15 protein-coding genes and 1 tRNA gene are annotated in these 19,134 nt (G+C 59.9%); 5 read left to right on the top strand and 11 right to left on the bottom strand.

Annotated features, from left to right (window positions below; translation table 11 throughout):
- Positions 1–109: 109 nt before the first annotated feature.
- The gene (locus tag HMPREF2682_RS02600) at positions 110–1,018 is read left to right on the top strand and encodes an acyl-CoA thioesterase (protein ID WP_070831145.1); all 909 of its coding nucleotides are present in this window, start codon (positions 110–112) and stop codon (positions 1,016–1,018) included.
- A 134-nt stretch (positions 1,019–1,152) separates the two neighbouring features.
- On the opposite strand, the gene HMPREF2682_RS02605 is transcribed toward HMPREF2682_RS02600, so the two are convergent.
- The gene (locus tag HMPREF2682_RS02605; RefSeq protein ID WP_135007788.1) at positions 1,153–1,728 is read right to left on the bottom strand and encodes an HdeD family acid-resistance protein; all 576 of its coding nucleotides are present in this window, start codon (positions 1,726–1,728) and stop codon (positions 1,153–1,155) included.
- A 248-nt stretch (positions 1,729–1,976) separates the two neighbouring features.
- Positions 1,977–3,656, bottom strand: a complete 1,680-nt coding sequence (ettA, locus tag HMPREF2682_RS02610) for an energy-dependent translational throttle protein EttA (RefSeq protein WP_070831151.1) — start codon at positions 3,654–3,656, stop codon at positions 1,977–1,979.
- Positions 3,657–3,748: 92 nt separating this feature from the next.
- Between ettA and HMPREF2682_RS02615 the strand changes: the two genes are divergently transcribed.
- On the top strand, positions 3,749–4,165 hold the full coding sequence (locus tag HMPREF2682_RS02615) for an MmcQ/YjbR family DNA-binding protein (protein ID WP_070831154.1): 417 nt from the start codon (positions 3,749–3,751) through the stop codon (positions 4,163–4,165).
- Positions 4,166–4,835: 670 nt separating this feature from the next.
- On the opposite strand, the gene HMPREF2682_RS02620 is transcribed toward HMPREF2682_RS02615, so the two are convergent.
- From HMPREF2682_RS02620 to ffh, 8 genes are all read right to left on the bottom strand, one after another.
- Positions 4,836–5,123 (bottom strand): antibiotic biosynthesis monooxygenase family protein, encoded by a 288-nt coding sequence (locus tag HMPREF2682_RS02620; protein WP_012903365.1) that lies wholly within the window; start codon positions 5,121–5,123, stop codon positions 4,836–4,838.
- 209 nt (positions 5,124–5,332) lie between these two features.
- Entirely contained in the window at positions 5,333–6,301 is a 969-nt protein-coding gene (gene trmD, locus HMPREF2682_RS02625; protein ID WP_005505694.1) for a tRNA (guanosine(37)-N1)-methyltransferase TrmD, read from the bottom strand.
- Positions 6,302–6,304: 3 nt separating this feature from the next.
- Complete coding sequence (gene rimM, locus HMPREF2682_RS02630) at positions 6,305–6,967, bottom strand: ribosome maturation factor RimM (protein WP_005505693.1); 663 nt, start codon at positions 6,965–6,967, stop codon at positions 6,305–6,307.
- A 178-nt stretch (positions 6,968–7,145) separates the two neighbouring features.
- A complete protein-coding gene (locus tag HMPREF2682_RS02635) occupies positions 7,146–7,391 on the bottom strand; it encodes an RNA-binding protein (RefSeq protein ID WP_005505691.1) in 246 nt (81 codons plus the stop codon).
- A 2-nt stretch (positions 7,392–7,393) separates the two neighbouring features.
- On the bottom strand, positions 7,394–7,816 hold the full coding sequence (rpsP, locus tag HMPREF2682_RS02640) for a 30S ribosomal protein S16 (RefSeq protein ID WP_049358453.1): 423 nt from the start codon (positions 7,814–7,816) through the stop codon (positions 7,394–7,396).
- A gap of 319 nt (positions 7,817–8,135) precedes the next feature.
- Positions 8,136–8,624 (bottom strand): NUDIX domain-containing protein, encoded by a 489-nt coding sequence (locus tag HMPREF2682_RS02645; RefSeq protein WP_070831157.1) that lies wholly within the window; start codon positions 8,622–8,624, stop codon positions 8,136–8,138.
- Between the two features lie 12 nt (positions 8,625–8,636).
- Positions 8,637–11,483, bottom strand: a complete 2,847-nt coding sequence (locus tag HMPREF2682_RS02650) for a hypothetical protein (protein WP_070831160.1) — start codon at positions 11,481–11,483, stop codon at positions 8,637–8,639.
- A 105-nt stretch (positions 11,484–11,588) separates the two neighbouring features.
- On the bottom strand, positions 11,589–13,166 hold the full coding sequence (gene ffh / locus HMPREF2682_RS02655) for a signal recognition particle protein (RefSeq protein ID WP_005505683.1): 1,578 nt from the start codon (positions 13,164–13,166) through the stop codon (positions 11,589–11,591).
- Positions 13,167–13,493: 327 nt separating this feature from the next.
- Here ffh and HMPREF2682_RS02660 point away from each other — a divergent pair.
- Positions 13,494–13,576 (top strand) — tRNA-Leu (locus HMPREF2682_RS02660).
- A 210-nt stretch (positions 13,577–13,786) separates the two neighbouring features.
- Here the strand turns inward: HMPREF2682_RS02660 and pyk are convergent.
- On the bottom strand, positions 13,787–15,250 hold the full coding sequence (pyk, locus tag HMPREF2682_RS02665; protein ID WP_070831163.1) for a pyruvate kinase: 1,464 nt from the start codon (positions 15,248–15,250) through the stop codon (positions 13,787–13,789).
- Between the two features lie 522 nt (positions 15,251–15,772).
- On the opposite strand from pyk, the gene HMPREF2682_RS02670 reads away from it, so the two are divergent.
- Together HMPREF2682_RS02670 and HMPREF2682_RS02675 are read left to right on the top strand one after the other, a co-directional pair.
- The gene (locus tag HMPREF2682_RS02670) at positions 15,773–16,345 is read left to right on the top strand and encodes a flavodoxin domain-containing protein (protein ID WP_049354549.1); all 573 of its coding nucleotides are present in this window, start codon (positions 15,773–15,775) and stop codon (positions 16,343–16,345) included.
- A 624-nt stretch (positions 16,346–16,969) separates the two neighbouring features.
- Positions 16,970–18,880, top strand: a complete 1,911-nt coding sequence (locus tag HMPREF2682_RS02675; RefSeq protein ID WP_070831166.1) for a GH25 family lysozyme — start codon at positions 16,970–16,972, stop codon at positions 18,878–18,880.
- Positions 18,881–19,134 lie beyond the last annotated feature (254 nt).

Consider the following 19,134-nt stretch of genomic DNA (forward strand, 5'->3'; position numbering starts at 1 on the left):
TCATCGTTCCTAGTCAATGTTCCGAATCAACCTGTCGTGGTTGTCTCAGAGTATGCTCTCCCACTCTACGCCAGAAACCGGTTCATTGAAAACGTGCGAGAATAAAACCATGACCAAGCCCACTGTGACCCAAAACCTCATGCGGATGCTGGACCTCTCCCCCGTGGAGGCGGCGCCCGCCTCCTTCGGTAGCGATGAAGTGTCTACCGGTGTGACGCTCACCCGCGAGCAACCGCGTACTTTCGGTGGTCAGGTTCTTGCCCAGTCGATTATTGCCGCCGACCGCACGGTGGAGGGCAAGGACATCCACTCGATTCACGCCTATTTTCTGCGCCCCGGCAATATTGAGCGTGAACTGTTCTTCGCCACTCAGCGTCTGAACGATAGCCGCTCCTTCTCGACCCGCCGCGTGCAGGTGTTCCAGGATGAGGCGCCCATGTTCTCGGCGATTATGTCTTTCCAGGCGGAGAGCCGCGGCCCGGAGCACACCGCGGTCACCATGCCGGAGGTTCCGGACCCCGAGTCCCTGCCGAAGGTCAGCGATTATCTGGGGGAGCTGCCGCATCCGGTGGCTCAGGCTGTGGCGTGGGAGCGCCCGATTGATATGCGCCACGTGGATGCGCCCCTGTACACTCAGCCGGATTCTTCCTCGACAGAGCCACGTGCCTGCGTATGGTTCAAGACCTTTGACCGCCTGGTGCATGCTGATGGTTCTGAGGCATCGGAGGCGGAGCACCGCGCTGCTATCGCCTATGCTTCGGATTACCTGCCGCTGGAGCCGGCTCTACGCCGTCACGGCAAGTTCTGGCTGGAACCGGGCCTCAAGAGCGCCTCGCTGGATCACGCGATGTGGTTCCACCGTTCGGCGCGTGCCGACGAGTGGCTGCTGTACGTGCTGGATTCCCCGAGCGCGCAGGGCGGCAGGATGCTCGCGCAGGGTTCGATTTTCAATCGTTCCGGTGAGCTGGTGGCGACCGTGGCGCAGGAAATGATGTTCCGCCTGCCGGAATATCGATAAAGCAGAGCACCGCTAGGACTACCGGAAGGCGTCAGGCGAACCTGGCAGAGCATACAGAAAGACCGTGTGAGGTGGTTGTCTCACACGGTCTTTCTTATGTTCTAGTGTACGTTCTAGACGGGGCGAAGAAGCTCTTATTTAGCTTCGCCGTCAATCACACCGTCCGGGGAAATGTGCACGGTGCTCTTGGTGCGGCGGGAAACAAAGAAGTCACCCACGAATACCAGACCGGTCACCAGAAGACCCAGTGCTGCCATCCATACTGCCGCCACGCCGTAGATTATCGGGAACAGCACCACGAGCAAGCCCAGAATAAGGGTACCAATAGCAGAGAGCTGCAGGTGGCGTCCGGCGGCGTAGCTCAGGTATTTCACGCCCTGGGCAGTCATCAGACGAATCAGCGCCCACATAATCATCCACGTACCCACAATGGTCGGGATGAAGGTTGCCTGTGCACCCACCGAGGCAGTCAGCAGAATCAGGCCAGCCACCACGGTCAAGATGCCGTCAACCAGGTCCCAGCCGGTACGTGCCTGCTTTGGCGTGCCGAAGTAACGTACCAGTTCAAACACGCCACCAAGCCACACCGAAATGGAGAACACATAACCCAGAACTACCAGCGGAATAGCGGGATTGGCGAACATGTAGATTGCCGCTGCAATCAGCAACAGACCGGTAACCAAGGACATCCAGTTATATTTTGAAAGCATAATGCTCTTCTCTTCGTAATCACATGTGTCAGTTGTACTTACGCACATACCCATTATAAACCGTAAATATGAAGTCCGCCACGATATATCGGTCGCCACTGAGCGAACTATTTCTACCGACGAATAACCCACCACGTAGCGGAACAACACGTGAGATAGCAGGACTATACCCCTTCCCCAGCAGACACAGCGAAGCCCCGCCTCCCCACGCTTCAACAGCATCAGGAGGCGGGGCTTACCACCAAACCCTATCGGGTCAGCTTGCGGTGCACCACGCGGTGCGGCTTAGCAGCCTCAGGGCCGAGGCGCTCAATCTTGTTCTTCTCGTAGGACTCGAAGTTACCCTCGAACCAGTACCACTGATCCGGGTTCTCATCGGTGCCCTCCCACGCCAGGATGTGGGTTGCCACGCGGTCCAGGAACCAACGGTCGTGGGAGACGACCACTGCACAGCCGGGGAATTCCAGCAGCGCATTTTCCAGGGATGCGAGGGTCTCAACGTCCAGGTCGTTAGTGGGCTCATCGAGCAGCAGCAGGTTACCGCCCTGCTTGAGGGTCAGCGCCAGGTTCAGACGGTTACGCTCACCACCGGAGAGCACACCCGCCTTCTTCTGCTGGTCCGGGCCCTTGAAGCCGAACGCGGAAACGTACGCACGCGAAGGCATTTCAACGTTGCCGACCTGGATGTAGTCCAGACCGTCAGAGACGACCTCCCAGAGGCTCTTCTCCGGGTCGATGTTCGCGCGGTTCTGGTCAACGTACGAGATCTTCACGGTCTCGCCGACCTTCAGCTCGCCGCCGTCCAGGGGCTCCAGGCCAACGATGGTCTTGAACAGGGTGGACTTACCCACACCGTTAGGACCAATCACACCGACAATGCCGTTACGGGGCAGGGAGAAGGACAGGCCGTTAATCAGGGAACGGCCGTCGAAGCCCTTCTGCAGGTTCTCAGCCTCAATAACGACGTTACCCAGGCGGGGTCCCGGAGGAATCTGAATCTCTTCGAAGTCAAGCTTGCGGGTCTTCTCAGCCTCCGCAGCCATCTCCTCGTAGCGTGCCAGACGAGCCTTCGACTTAGCCTGGCGGCCCTTAGCGTTGGAGCGGACCCAGTCCAGTTCCTCGCTCAGGCGCTTAGCGAGCTTAGCGTCCTTCTTGCCCTGAACTTCGAGGCGGGAGCGCTTCTTCTCCAGGTAGGTGGAGTAGTTACCCTCGTAGGGGTACAGGTTACCGCGGTCAACCTCGGCGATCCATTCTGCCACGTGGTCGAGGAAGTAACGGTCGTGGGTAATCGCGATGACGGCACCCTCGTAGGACTGCAGGTGCTGCTCCAGCCAGAGCACGGACTCTGCGTCCAGGTGGTTGGTGGGCTCGTCGAGCAGCAGCAGGTCAGGCTTCTGCAGCAGCAGCTTGCACAGTGCCACGCGGCGGCGCTCACCACCGGAGAGGTGGGTGACGGGCATGTCAGCGGGCGGGCAGCGCAGCGCCTCCATCGCCTGCTCCAGCTGGGAGTCGAGGTCCCATGCGTTAGCGGCGTCGATAGCTTCCTGCAGCTGACCCATTTCTTCCATGAGGGCGTCGAAGTCAGCGTCGGGCTCAGCCATGAGGGCGGAGATTTCGTTGAAGCGGTCCAGCTTGGACTTGATTTCGCCCACGCCTTCTTCAACGTTGCCCAGAACGGTCTTCTCTTCATTCAGCGGCGGCTCCTGCATGAGGATGCCCACACTGTAGCCTGCGGTCAGGCGCGCCTCACCGTTGGAGGGCTGGTCGAGGCCAGCCATGATCTTCAGGATGGTCGACTTACCCGCGCCGTTCGGACCAACCATACCGATCTTGGCGCCGGGGAAGAACGACATCGTCACGTCGTTAAGGATGACCTTGTCGCCCACAGTTTTGCGGGCCTTGATCATCTGATAAATAAATTCAGCCATAGTTACCTATTTTAGCGTGGATTCGGCTGAGGGTACGAGAGTTTTAGGTTGCATGCTATGCGAAGTACCACGCGGGTACTAGACTCGAAGCTATGAGCACAAACCCCTCCCCCAAACTTCTGGCACCCGAAGACCTCGAACATACCGTTGACCGCCTCACGCTCGCCATGCCGCTGGCGACGCGCGATCAGCCATTCGGGCCCGAGCACACGGTGTACCGGGTAGGCGGCAAGATCTTCGCCATGTACACGGAAGGCATCGGCTACCCCATCGTGAATCTCAAAACCGACCCGGAAGAATCCGAGGTGCTACAGCGCATCTACCCGAGCATTATTCCGGCATGGCACATGAATAAGCGGCACTGGATCTCTGTGGGAGCCGGCGAGGGCGTGACCGAGCGGGTGCTAGAAGAGCTGGTCGAGGATGCATACCTGCGCGTCATGTACTCGCTGCCCAAGGCAAAGCGGCCCATCGAGTTCCGCGAGCGCCCGGTACCCGAAAAGCACTAGGGCCTGAAGGAATCTTTTAAACAGCGGAGCGGGTGAGCTTCGGTCCGGACCACCGAATCGCTCACCCGCTAAGCAAAGCACTTTCTATCCGCGGCTGGGAGGGTCATCAACCACGATGAACGCTCGAACCACCAAGCTCCCATCCCATATATTGCGGGGTCCAGTACCATGCACCACTTGTGTGAATACGTGATAGTTGAGTCGGCTCCCCTGCCAGACCTTCCTATGCAGAGGAGGTACTCACACGGGTGCGCTGAATATTCCCTTGAGTGACTCGGCTGTCTCATGCGATGTAGCCGAGAGGGGATCGCTGTCCTCGCCCGAACTACCGGCACGGACGAAGTGTGCTCTCGGGAACAATAATAACCTTTTTGCATTAAAGTGTCACTTTCGGATTGAAGGATTTCAGGGGCATTTATTGACCATAATTCAGGTGTTTTATAACACTGAACCCACATATCCAATCACAGCGAAATACCCGCGGATTTTAAGCCCCGAAAAATCAAGGAGGGGCCACGCTGACCCTTCCTTATACCGCCTCCACATGGGCTAATACCCACTTAAAGCAATATTCAGAAAAGTCAGCGCGACCCCTCACTATATGAGATAAATTCTTCATCTCACATGGGCTTCAGCCATAAATCCGGTCAGACGCAGACAAGCACAGATGTTAGTCGTCGAACTCTACCTTCTCGAAGCTCATGGTGCCGTCAGCGTGAGAGACAACAGTGTTCGGGTCACGCTCACGACGAGCCGCCGCGTACGCATCGTGGCTTGCCTCATCAACCCAGCGGGTCACCACAAAGTAGTCGCCGCCCTCATCCAGGGGGCGCCACAGCTCAAAACCCTCAAAGCCGGGGAAAGAGTCAGCAATGTGGCGGGCAGCAGCGAAGCGCTTCTCCAGCTCAGCCTGGTTGTCGCCAACGACAGCAAGACGGTGAACCTTAACAACGGACATGTGTCCTCCTTCTGTTGAGTACGTGCTTTCAACGATGAAAGCGTATTACCACCTCGCACCACCTATAGGTAGGCTATGTTCTTAGCGAGGTTACCCTCAGAATAACGGTTTGCAGGCACAAAAAATAGGGGTCAGCGCCAACTAACAGTTATATGACGCTAACCCCCATTCAGAGAATCACGAGGCACCCACAAGCACCCGTTCGAAGCTTAGGAATCCGGCTGGGTCTGCACGGTATTAGGCTGCACGGTATTAGACTGTGCAGTATCAGACTGTGCCGCCTGAGCCGCACTATCAGCCTGCGTTGCGGGGTTCTTCTTCGCCTTCTTCTGAGCCGCCTTCGCCGGGTTCGCAAAATGCACCCCGCGCTCAGCCAAGAAACGGCGGTCCTTCTTATCCCACTGCTCCACCGGGTACGCCTCCAACAGGTCCGGGCGGCGCTCAAGGGTGCGCTCAATCTGACGGTCACGACGCCAACGCGCAATCGCACCGTGATTACCCGACAGCAGCACCTCCGGCACCTCACGCTCACGCCACACCGCGGGCTTCGTGTACACCGGATACTCCAGCAGACCGCCCGTATGCGACTCCTCCTCCAGGGAGGCGGGGTTACCCATCGCGCCCGGAATCAGGCGGGTGATAGCCTCAATCATCGCCATGACCGCAACCTCGCCACCGTAGAGCACGTAATCGCCCAGGGATACGGGCATCACGCGGAAGCTCTCCTGCGCCCAGTCCAGCACACGCTCATCAATGCCCTCGTAGCGCGCCGGAGCGAAGACAATATGCTTCTCCTCCGCCAGCTTGTACGCCATCGCCTGATCGAAAACGGCACCCGCCGGGGACGGGACAATCAGCAGCGGGCGGGTATCAGCGGCGGGTTCGGCGGGCCCAGTGCCCTCAGACTCGGCACCCTCAGACGCATCTTCGGTAGCGGCGTTTAGCGGGGAGGCGGCAAGCACCTCATCCAGCGCCAAACCCCACGGCTCCGCCTTCATCACCATGCCCGCGCCACCGCCGTACGGAGTGTCATCCACCGTGCGGTGACGGTCAAACGTGTACTCACGCAGATCGTGCAGGTGCAGATCCACCAGACCCTTCTCGCGTGCCTTACCCAGCAGGGACAGCTTCAGCGGCTCCAGATACTCGGGGAAAATCGTGACCACATCGTAGCGCACGGACTACTCCCCCGCCTGCTCGGTCGCCTGCGCAGAATCCTGCTCAGCGTCCTCGACCAGGTCAATCAAACCCGCCGGAGGGGTCAGCAGCACAAAGCCGGGCTCATCCTCGGTCGAGGGAACCACCTCGGGCACAATCTCCTCAACAAACGGAATCATGATCTCTTCACCCGCACCGGAGGCAAGACGCGGCGAACGAGCCAGCTTAATCAGCAGCAAATCCTGAACCGGCATGGTCTGCAGACCGGTCACCTTACCCAGCGGCTTACCCACAGCCGGGTTATCCACGGGGCTCTCACCCTCGGGCACGTCAGCGAGCAGGTACACGGGCAGGTTCACCAGCTCCTGCTCGTAGAAGCCCTCTTCGTCGCCCTCATCCTCGGGCACCTCGTAGACCAGGCGGCTACCGCGTAGCTCCTCAGCCTGGTTGCGGGTGGTCACCTCATCAAAACGGACCACCAGAATCTTCTTGTTCCAGCGGGCACCGGCAACCGTCAGCTCACCGGTAGGCGCCACCGAAGCAGCGGCAGAGCCGGGCTTAAAATTCTCGATACCGAGCACCTCACCGCGGGCAAAACGCTCCTGCGGGGCATCAGTAAAGAGCTGAACCGTCACCTCACCACGAATACCGTGCGGCTTACCGATACGAGCCACCACAACCTGCATAATTTTCCTCCGCTGGATACAAGCTAAAAACCTACGCCGCGCACGTGCACGGCTCCCACTATTCTACCGGGCACTCCGGACGGGCGCATTCTGCCGCCAGCCCCGCTCACAGGCCCCGGGTACGCGAACGCCCCCGCCTCCGGAAAACCGGAAACGGGGGCGCTTCAAACGTTACGAGCTAGCGTCGCTTCTTGTCGGTGTCGATAATGTCGATACGCATCGGCTCGCCATCAGAAATAGCGTCCATCACCAGACGGATGCTCTTGGCGGTACGACCGGACCTGCCGATAACTCGGCCCAGGTCATCCGGATGCACGCGAACCTCAAGGGTCTCGCGGTGACGCTGAGTGCGCAGGCGCACCTTCACGTCCTCCGGACGATCGACAATCCCTCGAACCAGGTGTTCGAGTGCGTCAGCCAACATGATTACTCAGCTGCTTCCTCAGCCTCAGCCTCGGGAGCTGCTTCCTCAGCAGCCTCTTCAGCCTTCTCAGCCTTGGGGGTGATAGCCTCGGGCAGGATCACGGAACCCTTTTCGGGAACAACGAACTCAGCCTTAGCCTCGACGGGCAGAACCTTGGACTCTGCCTTCTCGCCCTTGAATGCAGCCCAGTCGCCCGAGAGCTTCAGCAGAGCCAGAACCTGCTCGGTCGGCTGAGCGCCGACGGAGAGCCAGTACTGAGCACGCTCAGAGTTGATCTCGATACGCGAGGGGTGCTCGGTCGGGTGGTAAATACCGATCTCTTCGATGGTCTTACCGTCGCGCTTGACGCGCGAATCAGCGACCACAACGCGGTAACGAGGATCGCGGATCTTACCCATACGCTTGAGACGAATCTTAACAGCCACTTTAGTGGTTACTCCTGTTTCATAATTTGGTGCGAGGCACACGGTTCAGCACCCGTGGGGCGGGCCATTCACGGCGCCTCTATGGACACAACGGCGCGCGAAGAGAGGGGTCGCGCGTCGCCGGGTACTCAGCTAGGGTATCAGAGCCCAAGATTTTAAGCTAGCGACACGGAAAAATAATTGCCGCAGGCACCGAACATCACTTTTAAACAGCGTTCTGTGCCCGTAATGTACCCGGCTATGCCCGGCCACTCGGCTGTTACTCGGCTCAAATGGCTGCCCCGGCAAACCCCTCATCAACGAGCTCTAGTCAAGGATATTAGGAGTCGAGGTTGCTCATCTCCAGAGTCTCCCCCGTCTCCAGGGCGCGGTAGCACTCGCGCAGACGCTCCACCATCGACGGGCGCACATACCCCTCCAGGTTCTCCGGAGCCACCCACTCGTAGGTCACCAGCTCGGCGTCCTGCAGGGTAATCTTCGTATCCGCCGCAATCACGCCGCCATCATACATGTAGTAGGTCGAATCGCCCCACACGCCCAGCGACAGGCCGTGGAAAATCAGCAGCACGCGACCCAGCTTCAGGTTCAGGCCCAGCTCCTCCACAATCTCACGCTCGCAACCGGGCTTGGGGGCCTCGCCCGCCTCCACGGTGCCGCCGGGAAGAATCCAGCCGTCCTTATAGTTCGGCTTCACCAGCAGCATCTCGCCGCGTTCATTACGAATCAGCGCGCCCGCCGCCAAACGGCGCGTGGGGAGGGTCGCGATAAAAGCCTTCAGCTCTTCATCGCTCAGATAGGAATCCTTCATGGCTTCTTTCCTTTAGCGGTCGGTTTTCTTCGCAGCACGCTGCCTGATGCTACGCACTATACCCAGGGCACGCTCACGCAGTCCAGAGGGTGCCTGATCCGTGGACGGGGCGGTATCCTCCATCGTGCGGTAGTGGCCCTCACGTAGGTCATCAATGAGAGTGCGCTTGGTCGGGGGCTGCTCACCGGTGGTATCCCCCGGATGCACCAGCTCAGCATCCGCCACCGGGCGGGCATGCTTCTTCAGCTGAGTCTGCTCGAAAGAACGCAGAACCGTCGGAATCAGAGCCGACTCGACCGTAGCGTTCAACGCAAAGAGCGCGGCGGCCACCGAGAACTTGCGGCTCGCCTTACCCCGCGCGCGGCGGCGGCGCGCCACATTTGCCAGGGTCAGGGCGATAGCGCTCTGAGCCGTCACATCCGCGCCCAGGACAAGACCCACGCGGCGGGTCTTCGCACGAATCTGCTCCGGGGTCAGGCGCTTGCGGCGCGAACGCGGAGCGGGATCCTGAGTGGATGAACTCTGCGCGGATGAACTCTGCGGTGCGGGGCTCTGGGACTTCGGAGCCTGGGGCTCGGCATCCTGCGATGAGTTCGGCGCAGGTTCATCGCCCGCCGCGGCATCGTTCTGATGCGCAAGGTCCTGATGAGTGAGGTCCTGATGCGCGAGCGCGGCAGAGCCCTCGGGGGCCTGCTGGCTCACCGTTGCTTCGTGCGATGCCTGCTCCTCGTTCAGTGCCGAGTCAGCCTCGTGCAGGGCACTGTCAAGAGACAGGTAGCCCTCCTCAGTCTCCACGAAGGAATCCGGTGCAGAACCCTCCGGCGAACCCATGTGGGTGTACTCGTAGGGAATGTGCGCGTTATTGATCGCGTCCATCCACTCGGCGAGGGTCACGCGGCGACCGGTAGCCACGAGGCGGTAGCTACGCTCCATGGGCGAAGTGTAGCCGCCCGGGTAGGGCTCGATTTCCTCGTCGTCCTCGAAGGAATCGGCCTCTGCATCACCGGGCTCAACAGCATCATGGTCAAGGGCGAGCGCCTCAGCAACCGAGTCTTCCAGCGGGAAGGTAACGTCCAGAGCTTCAGAAGTCTGCGCCTCATCAGTAGCTTCAGCCTCAGCTGATTCAGCAGAACCGGCAGGCTGCGCGAGCTCCTCGTCCTCGTTGCCGAAGACGCGAGCCGTGCTAATCGACGCCACATCAAAACCGGTGGTCGGAACCAGCGCCAGCTCGGTAGGAACGTCCAGCAGCTGCAGTACCGACTCGAGCGCCAGGGTGTTGCTCGTATCGCGCAGGTACGCGTTCAGGCGGCGGCCGGTAATGGAATCAGCCTCCACGCCAAACATCGCCATGACATTAGCGATGCCCTGCTCGATTTCGTCCTCATCGGAACCGAAAATCTTTGAGCCCGAAAGCTCCGGGGCGCTACCGGGAAGCTCCGAGAGCAAATCCTCCAGCACGCCGCCGAAACGCGCCACTTCCTCACGGCTGAGGGCACGATTCAGGCGCTTAGGCACACGCTGCCAGGTAAACTCCTCCACGATGTTCTCGTAGGGTTCACCGAACGCCTCCAGGTACCACTCTTCATCCGAGTAGGGTTCGCGGGCGGGCTCCTCGTAGACCACCAGGTGCTGCTGGTTCGCGTTGCCCTCAGCAATCAGGGCGTTGCAGTTCAGCAGGCCCAGTAGCGCCATGAGGTCCACCGGGTCGGCAGAAATGAGGGTCCACTCCCCCGCCGGCGCGGCAACAACCTGCCGGGTACCGGCAGGAAGGTACGCCAAAAGAAGCCCGGTAATCATGTCGATGGGCAGGTCAACGAGCATGGCGGCGTCGCCGTCAACGAGGAACTCCAGCTCACCCTGGCCACCGGGCAGGTCTTCCCACACGGTCGCCTCACCCTCCAGGGCGGCACCGGTAACCGGAAGCTGCTCCACCAGCTGCGCCACATAATCCTCAACCGGAGTGCCCACGTGCAGGTGGCCGTCAGCGACCTCCAGCACGTTCATGTAGCCCTCATCGTCCACGGCGCACAGCACGTAGAGCTGCACCTGATGCTCGCCCATCTCGTAGGCAATCAGCTCCGGGGAGGCGGCGGTCGCCTCAATGAGCGCGGCAATCAGCTCCTCATCGGTGGTGGAACGAGCCATGATGCGGCGGCGCTGAATCTTCTCTTCCAGCTCCATGGTCTGCTCGATGCGTTCATTGCGCTGCTTCTCGGCGGTGCGCTCCTCATCCTGGGCGCGCAGGTACTCGGGGCTATCCGACTCACCGGTGCCGGCGGGTGCGGGGGCATCCTCCCACATGTCGGTGAGCTTATCGACGGTCCATTCTTCGCTCTCCAGGGCGGCGGCGAGGCGGTCAACCTTCGTGCGGTCGTTCCAGGCGCGCTGCTTATCGGGGTCTTCCGCCTTCACCTCATCGTGCATGCTGCGGGCTTCACGAATGAGGTTCAGGATAGTTGCGGCAACGTCGTCAACGGCGGGGTCATCGCTCTCACTCGAGTAGACGAGGTCACCCGCCAACTCGGCGGAGTGCTCACCGTATTCGAGGGCGATGCGCGCCCAGACGGGGGTGTACCCGGGAAGGGCGCCCGACTCATCGTCGAAGTCGCCCACAAAGTCGTCTGCGAAGTCGCCCGAAAGGTCGTCTTCAAGCTCCTCTGCGGAAGCATCAGAGAAGCCCAGCGAGCCCTCCTCAGCTACAGGCTCACCTGCAGACTCCTCTACAGACTCGGCGGCAGATTCAGTAGCAGGTTCCTCGACAGAATCATCAGCGAAGGCACGCTGAGACCACGGCGTGACCTGCTCATTCAGCTGATCATCCGCGTTCTCTCGATCCCAATTCTGCTCGTTCTGAGCCATTGATACCTTCCCTTCACACACCCAAACCGGGCACCATACCGGTACGGGTGCGCCCCGTAACCACGTGCGCACCCGTACCACCCCTCACGGGGCTCATATTTGCTCTTACTGCAGGAACTTCTCGAAGCCCTTCGGCAGGTTCATGCTGGACAGATCCATCTCCTGGTTCTGAGCCTGCTGACCGAACGCAGCACCGGCGCGAGCCTGCTGCGCCTTAGCTGCTGCCGCCTCCTGCGCCGCACGCTTCTGCGGGTTACCGGAGCGAGCCTTCTTCTTCTTGTTGTTCTTCGCATTCTTACGAGCGCCACCCGCCGCAGCCGCCATACCGGGCATCTGCATACCGCCGGGCATGCCGGGCATCTTGCCCGAAGCGAGCTTCTTCATCATCTTCTGAGCCTGAGCGAAACGCTCCATCAGCTGGTTCACCTCAGACACGGTCACACCCGCACCCTTAGCGATACGGGCACGGCGAGAACCGTTAATGATGCGCGGAGCCACACGCTCGTGCGGGGTCATGGAGCGAACAATCGCCTCCACGCGGTCAATCTCGCGCTCGTCAAAAGCCTCAAGCTGCTGGCGCATCTGAGCCGCGCCGGGCATCATCATGAGCAGCTTCTTCATGGAACCAAGCTTACGAATCTGCTGCATCTGAGCCAGGAAGTCCTCAAAAGTGAAGTCTTCCTGATCGATGAACTTCTTCGCCATGCGGTCGGCTTCAGCCTTATCCCACTGAGCTTCAGCCTGCTCAATCAGAGTCAGGATGTCACCCATGTCCAGGATGCGGCTTGCCATACGGTCCGGGTGGAACTGCTCAAAGTCAGTGACGTTCTCACCGGTGGATGCGAACATAATCGGCTTGCCGGTCACCGAAGCCACCGACAGAGCCGCACCACCGCGGGCGTCACCATCCAGCTTGGACAGGACCACACCGGTGAAGTCCACGCCCTCGTTGAAGGCGTTAGCGGTGTTCACGGCGTCCTGACCGATCATCGCGTCGATGACGAACAGAACTTCGTGCGGCTCAATCGCGTCACGAATGTTACGTGCCTGCTGCATGAGCTCAGCGTCAACACCCAGACGACCCGCGGTATCGACAATCACCACATCGTGCAGCTTAGCGCGAGCCTCAGCCACACCGTCACGTGCCACCTGCACGGGGTCGCCGGTGGGTACGTCAAACTCGCTGGTCACACCGGGGTGCGGCGCGTACACGGGCACGCCCGCACGCTCGCCAACAACCTTCAGCTGGGTCACCGCATTGGGGCGCTGCAGGTCGGATGCAATCAGCATGGGGGTGTGGCCCTGGCCCTTCAGCCAGTGAGCCAGCTTGCCCGCCAGGGTGGTCTTACCGGCACCCTGCAGACCCGCCAGCATGATGATGGTCGGGCCGCTCTTCGCCATGTTGATGCGGCGAGTCGAACCACCGAGGATGCTCACCAGCTCCTCGTTCACAATCTTCACGATCTGCTGGGAGGGGTTCAGCGCCTCGGAAACCTCCGCACCGAGAGCGCGTTCCTTCACGTGGGCGGTAAATTCGCGGACTACGGGGACGGCGACGTCAGCGTCGAGCAGGGCGCGGCGGATTTCGCGGACGGTTGCATCAATGTCTGCCTCGGAGAGGCGGCCCTTGCCGCGCAGGTTCTTAAAAGTTGCCGTCAAGCGGTCGGAGAGAGAATTGAACACGAGCCGTGATCACTTTCTTAACGTTGAGGTGGCCCCCAGCCGCGAAGGCGAACGGGGATGGTTAGTCAGTCTTTAAGGATACAGGATGCGCGCTTTCTCCCCCGCCTCCACCTGTGGATAAGCCGCGCCGGTTCACCCTCAGCTCAGGATTTACGCCGAGGATTTACACTGAGGGGCACCTGTAGCCGAGGCGCACCGGGAGCCCGATGGAAGCGTTCAGCACACGCTCCCCGCCCCGCCACAACGCTCCCAACACGTCAGATAGATTAGATTTTCTAGACAGCCTGGGTTAGAATTCTAAAGGTGTTACGCGTAAACGCGTGATACGCCCGAGTGGCGGAATTGGCAGACGCGCCTGACTCAAAATCAGGTTCTTCGGAGTGTGGGTTCGAGTCCCACCTCGGGCACCAACGCAAAAGCGGCGGGAAAGTTTCAAGCTTTCCCGCCGCTTTTCTGTATCCACTTATACACCTATCCGCGCATCAGATGGGGCAACTACACCAACACACAAAACCGCCGCCCGACCGTGAGAGTTTCACGACCGGGCGGCGGTCTCTATACACCGAGCGTACAGGCTGAGGATTACCCTCAGCTACGCATCGGAAAGAATGGTGAGCGGCCTAGCGCTTGACCTCGTTCTCCTCGTAAGGACGCAGAGTCTCGCGCTCGCCCTCAGCACCGTGGACGCGGTGTACCTGAACCATGTTGGTGGTACCTGCGCGACCTGCGGGAGCACCGGCAGCAACGACGACCAGGTCGCCGGCTTCTGCCAGACCGTTCTTCAGCAGGTACTCGTCCACGAAGTGGAACAGACCTTCCTGGTCGGTGATCATCTCAACCTGCTCAGCGTCAACGCCCCACAGCATGGACAGGAAGGAGCGAACCTTCGAGCTGGTGGTGAACGCGACGATCGGGGTCTCGGGACGCAGACGTGCCAGACGACGTGCGGAGTCACCGGACTGGGTGAAGGTTACGATGAGCTTTGCGTCCAGCTGGTCGGCAATGTTCACTGCTGCGCGGGTGATTGCGCCACCGCGGGTGCGGGGCTTGCGGTCCAGCTCGGGCACGCGGTACAGGCCGCCCTTTTCGGTGTCCTGAACGATTGCGGCCATAGCCTGCAGGGTCAGAATCGGGTACTTACCGACCGAGGTCTCACCGGAGAGCATAACTGCGTCTGCACCGTCGAGGATTGCGTTAGCGCAGTCAGAAACCTCTGCACGGGTGGGGACGGGGTTGTCGGTCATGGACTCGAGCACCTGGGTTGCCACGATGACGGGCTTTGCCCAGCGGCGTGCCATGTCGATGGCCTTCTTCTGGACGAGGGGAACCTCGGAGAAGGGCAGCTCAACACCGAGGTCACCACGAGCGACCATGATGCCGTCGAACTTGTCGATGATGTCCTGCAGGTTATCGACTGCCTGGGGCTTCTCGATCTTGGCGATGACGGGTACGCGGATACCCTCTTCTTCCATGATCTTGTGGACGGGGTCAACATCTGCGCCGGTACGAACGAAGGAGAGTGCAATGATGTCTGCACCCATCTTCAGTGCGAAGCGCAGGTCGTTCGCGTCCTTCTCGGTCAGCGCGGGCAGGGAGACTGCTGCGCCGGGCAGGTTGATGCCCTTGTTGTTGGAGATGGGGCCACCGACGACCACGCGGGTGCGAACGCGGGTGGGAGTTACCTCAATAGCTTCGAGGCGGATCTTGCCATCGTCGAGCAGGAGCTTGTCGCCGAGCTTCACGTCGCCGGGCAGGCCCTTGTAGGTAGTGCCACAGATTTCTGCGGTACCTTCAACGTCTTCGGAGGTGATGGTGAAGTCTGCGCCGGGCTCAAGGTATTCCTTGCCGTTTGCGAAACGCTCGAGGCGAATCTTGGGGCCCTGCAAGTCGGCGAGGATAGCAACGTCCTTACCGAGCTTTGCAGACTCTTCACGGATGGTGTTGTAGCGTGCCTGGTGCTCGGCGTGGTCACCGTGGCTCATGTTCAGACGGGCGACGTTCAGGCCAGCCTTGATTGCCTCGGAGATCTTCTCGGGGGACTCGATTGCCGGACCGATGGTTGCAACGATTTTTGCGCGCCTCATGTACCTAACCTTTGTGTGTTGTTTTGTGTGACCACTGTGGGTTCACACTGATTTTCAGGGGAAGACTGACGTCAAATTCCCAATTATTCCCACGCGTTCTAACAGGTAGCCACATGCCGGATGCGTGGGACTCTTTCTCAATTATAGGGGTTTTACACCCTCTTGGGTATGCTTCTCCCAACTCTTTCCACCGAAGAAATTGTGTTTCACGTCGCATTTTGAACATCACCCCCTCCCCATCGAGCACACCACAGAAAGCCGGTTTTTACCCCCATCACCCCCACCTCGCCCGGAAAGTAAATTAGGGTGCTTTTTACCTATAGATAGCCAGCGCTGCGCAATATTTAGTCACACTCGAGAACCTTCGATCGTATTTCAAAAACATAGAGACACTCAGAGTGGGCTATGAGAAGATAGATAGGGCGTCCAAGAGCTAGGCGATTTCACATTTTCGCGCGCCTAGCCTATATTGGAACCCATAATTAGTATTTGAAATGCGAAATATATCTGGAAGGTTCACAGATGACTACTCGCGTGCTGATTATCTTCGGCTCCACCTACGGCTACACCGAACAGTACGCCACCTGGCTGGCAGAAGATCTGCGTGCACTCCCGCAGGCTCCCGAAGTTGAGACTGTCCCCGCCTCCAAGGTCACCCCCGAGCAGGCAGAGGCATTCGACGCCTTCGTGATTGCCGGCAGCGACTACGGTGGATTCCTCAACGGTGCACCGGCACTTCGCAAGAAGATTCTGCCGATTATTGCCCCCAAGAAGAACCGCACCGCGTTCTTCACTGTCTCCTTCACCGGTGAATACTCGAAGAAGCTGCTCGACAAGGCCGTCGCCAAGAGCTACACCCCCGAACTGACCGAAGGACGCCCCGTCTACCACCTGCGTGGCGGCATCGACTTCGACAAGATTTCGCTGGCTCACAAGACCGCCCTGAAGGGTCCCGTGCGCGCATGGCTCATGGCAAACCCGCACCCGAACGAAGGTATTCAGCAGATGCTCGAATGCTACAAGACCGGCAAGGCTGAGTACATCGACCGCGAGACTCTCAAGCCGCTGATTGAGGACATCGCCAAGTTCCTCTAAGCCCTTCGGGAAACATAAGCTTTCGCCTCTTCCCACCCGCTCTTTCAGCCGGACATTAGAACCTGAAAGAGCGGGCGGGAAGAGTCGAGAAAAACGTGCCGACAGGCACCATATACGTGGTCGATGACTCTTCATCTCTCCTGCATCGACCATGAAACTCCGGGTACCGGTGCGAGGCCGCGCCAAATTACAGTATCCGGAACATGAGGGGTGGGTCTTTGTGTGTGCGGCCCACCCCTTTCCTTATGCCCAAAAGCCAAAGCCCCGGCAGCGTAGCCTCCGACAGAGCAGTCCACAGAGTGAAATTCTCAACGCCCCGGCGTGTCGCACACCTAAAATTTTTCACAAAAACTGAGTCCATAAATGCACCGACAAGCCGCAAAACCAAATAGGTCCCCCCAAAGACGCCGATTTACTGTGCACTCCGTGAAAAATATGCCACCAGAAAGGCGCCTCCAAAACATTGCGCACAGCAGTGCAGATACCGTAGGCTGTTAGCTGTGTCCACCGGTTGACACAACAACAGTTGATATACCCCAATAGTCAACTACCCACATATTCGCTCGTAAGCCCGAACACACAAGGCTACATCGACACATCCACCTCTCAAATACAGGCAAAACTATGAAGAAACTCCAGACTGCCGCGCGCTCTGCGGCAGCCCGCTCCATCATGGCGTCCGCAGGTGCACTCTCCCTGGTCGCCGCCTCTCTCACCTCTGTTCCTGCAGCCTTTGCAGCTCCCAGCGCGAGCGCAGCGGCAGAGGTCAACACCAACGCATCCTACGAGGAGCTCACCTACGCCCCCGCCCCGGATGCATCCCTCGTCGAACACTCCAACCCCGCCATGGGTGCGGGCGAGCGCGAGCGCCTGGGCACCGCGAACGCACGCACCGGCGCAACCTCCCCCGCTTCTACCGCAACCCTGAGCGGTATTGCCGCACACCAGAGCTCCGCGCAGGGCGTGGCATCCGGTCAGGCACTGGCACAGGGCCGCTCCGCGTGGACCCCCTCCGGCGGCACCCTCGGCATGGATGTCTCCTCACACCAGCAGAACGTGGACTGGGCAAGCGCCTACGCCGCAGGTTCCCGCTTCGCCTACGTGAAGGCAACCGAGGGCGGCTACTACACCAACCCCTACTTCGGTCAGCAGTACAACGGTTCGGCGCAGGTCGGTATGGTTCGCGGTGCCTACCACTTTGCGAACCCCCGCACCTCTTCGGGTGCCGATCAGGCACGCTACTTCGTGCAGAATGGTGGCGCGTGGACTGCTGACGGCCAGACCCTGCCCGGCCTGCTGGACATCGAGTTCAACCCCTACCCCGCCTACGGCAACACCTGCTACAACATGACCCCGGCGCAACTGACCGCGTGGACCCGCGACTTCGTGGACACCTACCGTTCGCTGACCGGACGCGACCCCATGGTGTACACCGCGACCTCCTGGTGGTCACACTGCGTGGGTTCCCAGCAGTTCGGCACCCTGCCGCTGCACCTGGCGAGCTACTCCACCGTGGTGGGTGCAATTCCGGCGGGTTGGAGCGGCTACGACATTTGGCAGTTCACCGACTCGGGCCCGTTCGTGGGTGACTCGAACTTCTTCCCCGGCACCGTGAACGATCTGAAGGTTCTGGCGAAGAACCCGAAGGCTGTGCACCGCAACTGGTCGAACGGCCAGGATCGCGTAGCGGAAGACCGTGCGGCAGAAGATCGCGCCGCTCAGGATTCTAACGTGGTGACCACCGCGACTGGCTCGATTGATATTCGCACCGGCATCGGTAACTTCTGGAATAAGAATCGTTCCTTCTACGGCAACCCGATTGGCACCGAGTACTCTCTGGGTCACGGCGTGTATGCGCAGAAGTTCACCAACGGCAAGACCATCTACTGGACGAACTCTCACGGTTCGCACTGGCTGGTCACCAACGGCGGCCTGGATTATAAGTTCCGCTCGGACGTGGCACGATTCCGCGGCCTGACCACCGACGAGGAAACCCGCTCCGACACCATCGCAGTCTCCTTCGCTAACGGTGAAGGCGCCTACTGGTCCAACGCGTACGGCACCCACATCATCAATGAGCGCGGCTCCATCTACGCGACCTGGCGTGCAGCTGGCATGAGGGGCGTGCCTACCACTGACGAGCAGAATCTGGGCAACGGCATCATCAAGCAGGAATTCACCGGTAGCACCACCTACGTGTGGTCCGCACAGACCGGCACCCACCGCCTGCACACCGGCGGCGCGTTCTACCACCGTTTCCTGCAGCACCGCGGCACCTGGGGTGCACCGGTGACCGATGAAACCGCCACCTCCACGGGTGCTCAGGTGCGATTCGCCTCCGGCAAGGTGCTGCTCTGGTCGGATGCGTACGGTGCGTACGAGACCAACGGTAACGGCGCAATCTTCAAGCACTGGGAGAAGAATACCGCTCGCTACGGTGCGGCACGCGGCGACGAGTCCTACGCGAACGGCGTGTACTACATGGACTTTGAGCGTGGCACGATCCGCTGGACCGCACAGCGTGGAATCTACTAAAGAGCGCGGCATCTACTCATAGCGCGGCAACTGCTCAACCATAAAACGCGCATACAAAAACGAGGGGCACCTGGCAGAGGTGCCCCTCGTCTTGTGCTACAGGGCGCATCTTCTGAACAACACAAAAATCAAGATGCGCCCTGCAGCGGGTGGGTTACCGAGTGAGTAGAGAACCCGGCCATGTTACCCGTGCCGGCAGGTAAATTTAGCCGTGGCGGTAAGAGTCGCCACGAAGTCATGCAATGTCCTAAAAG

This window comes from Rothia sp. HMSC061D12, assembly GCF_001836735.1.
Classification (GTDB): Bacteria; Actinomycetota; Actinomycetes; order Actinomycetales; family Micrococcaceae; genus Rothia.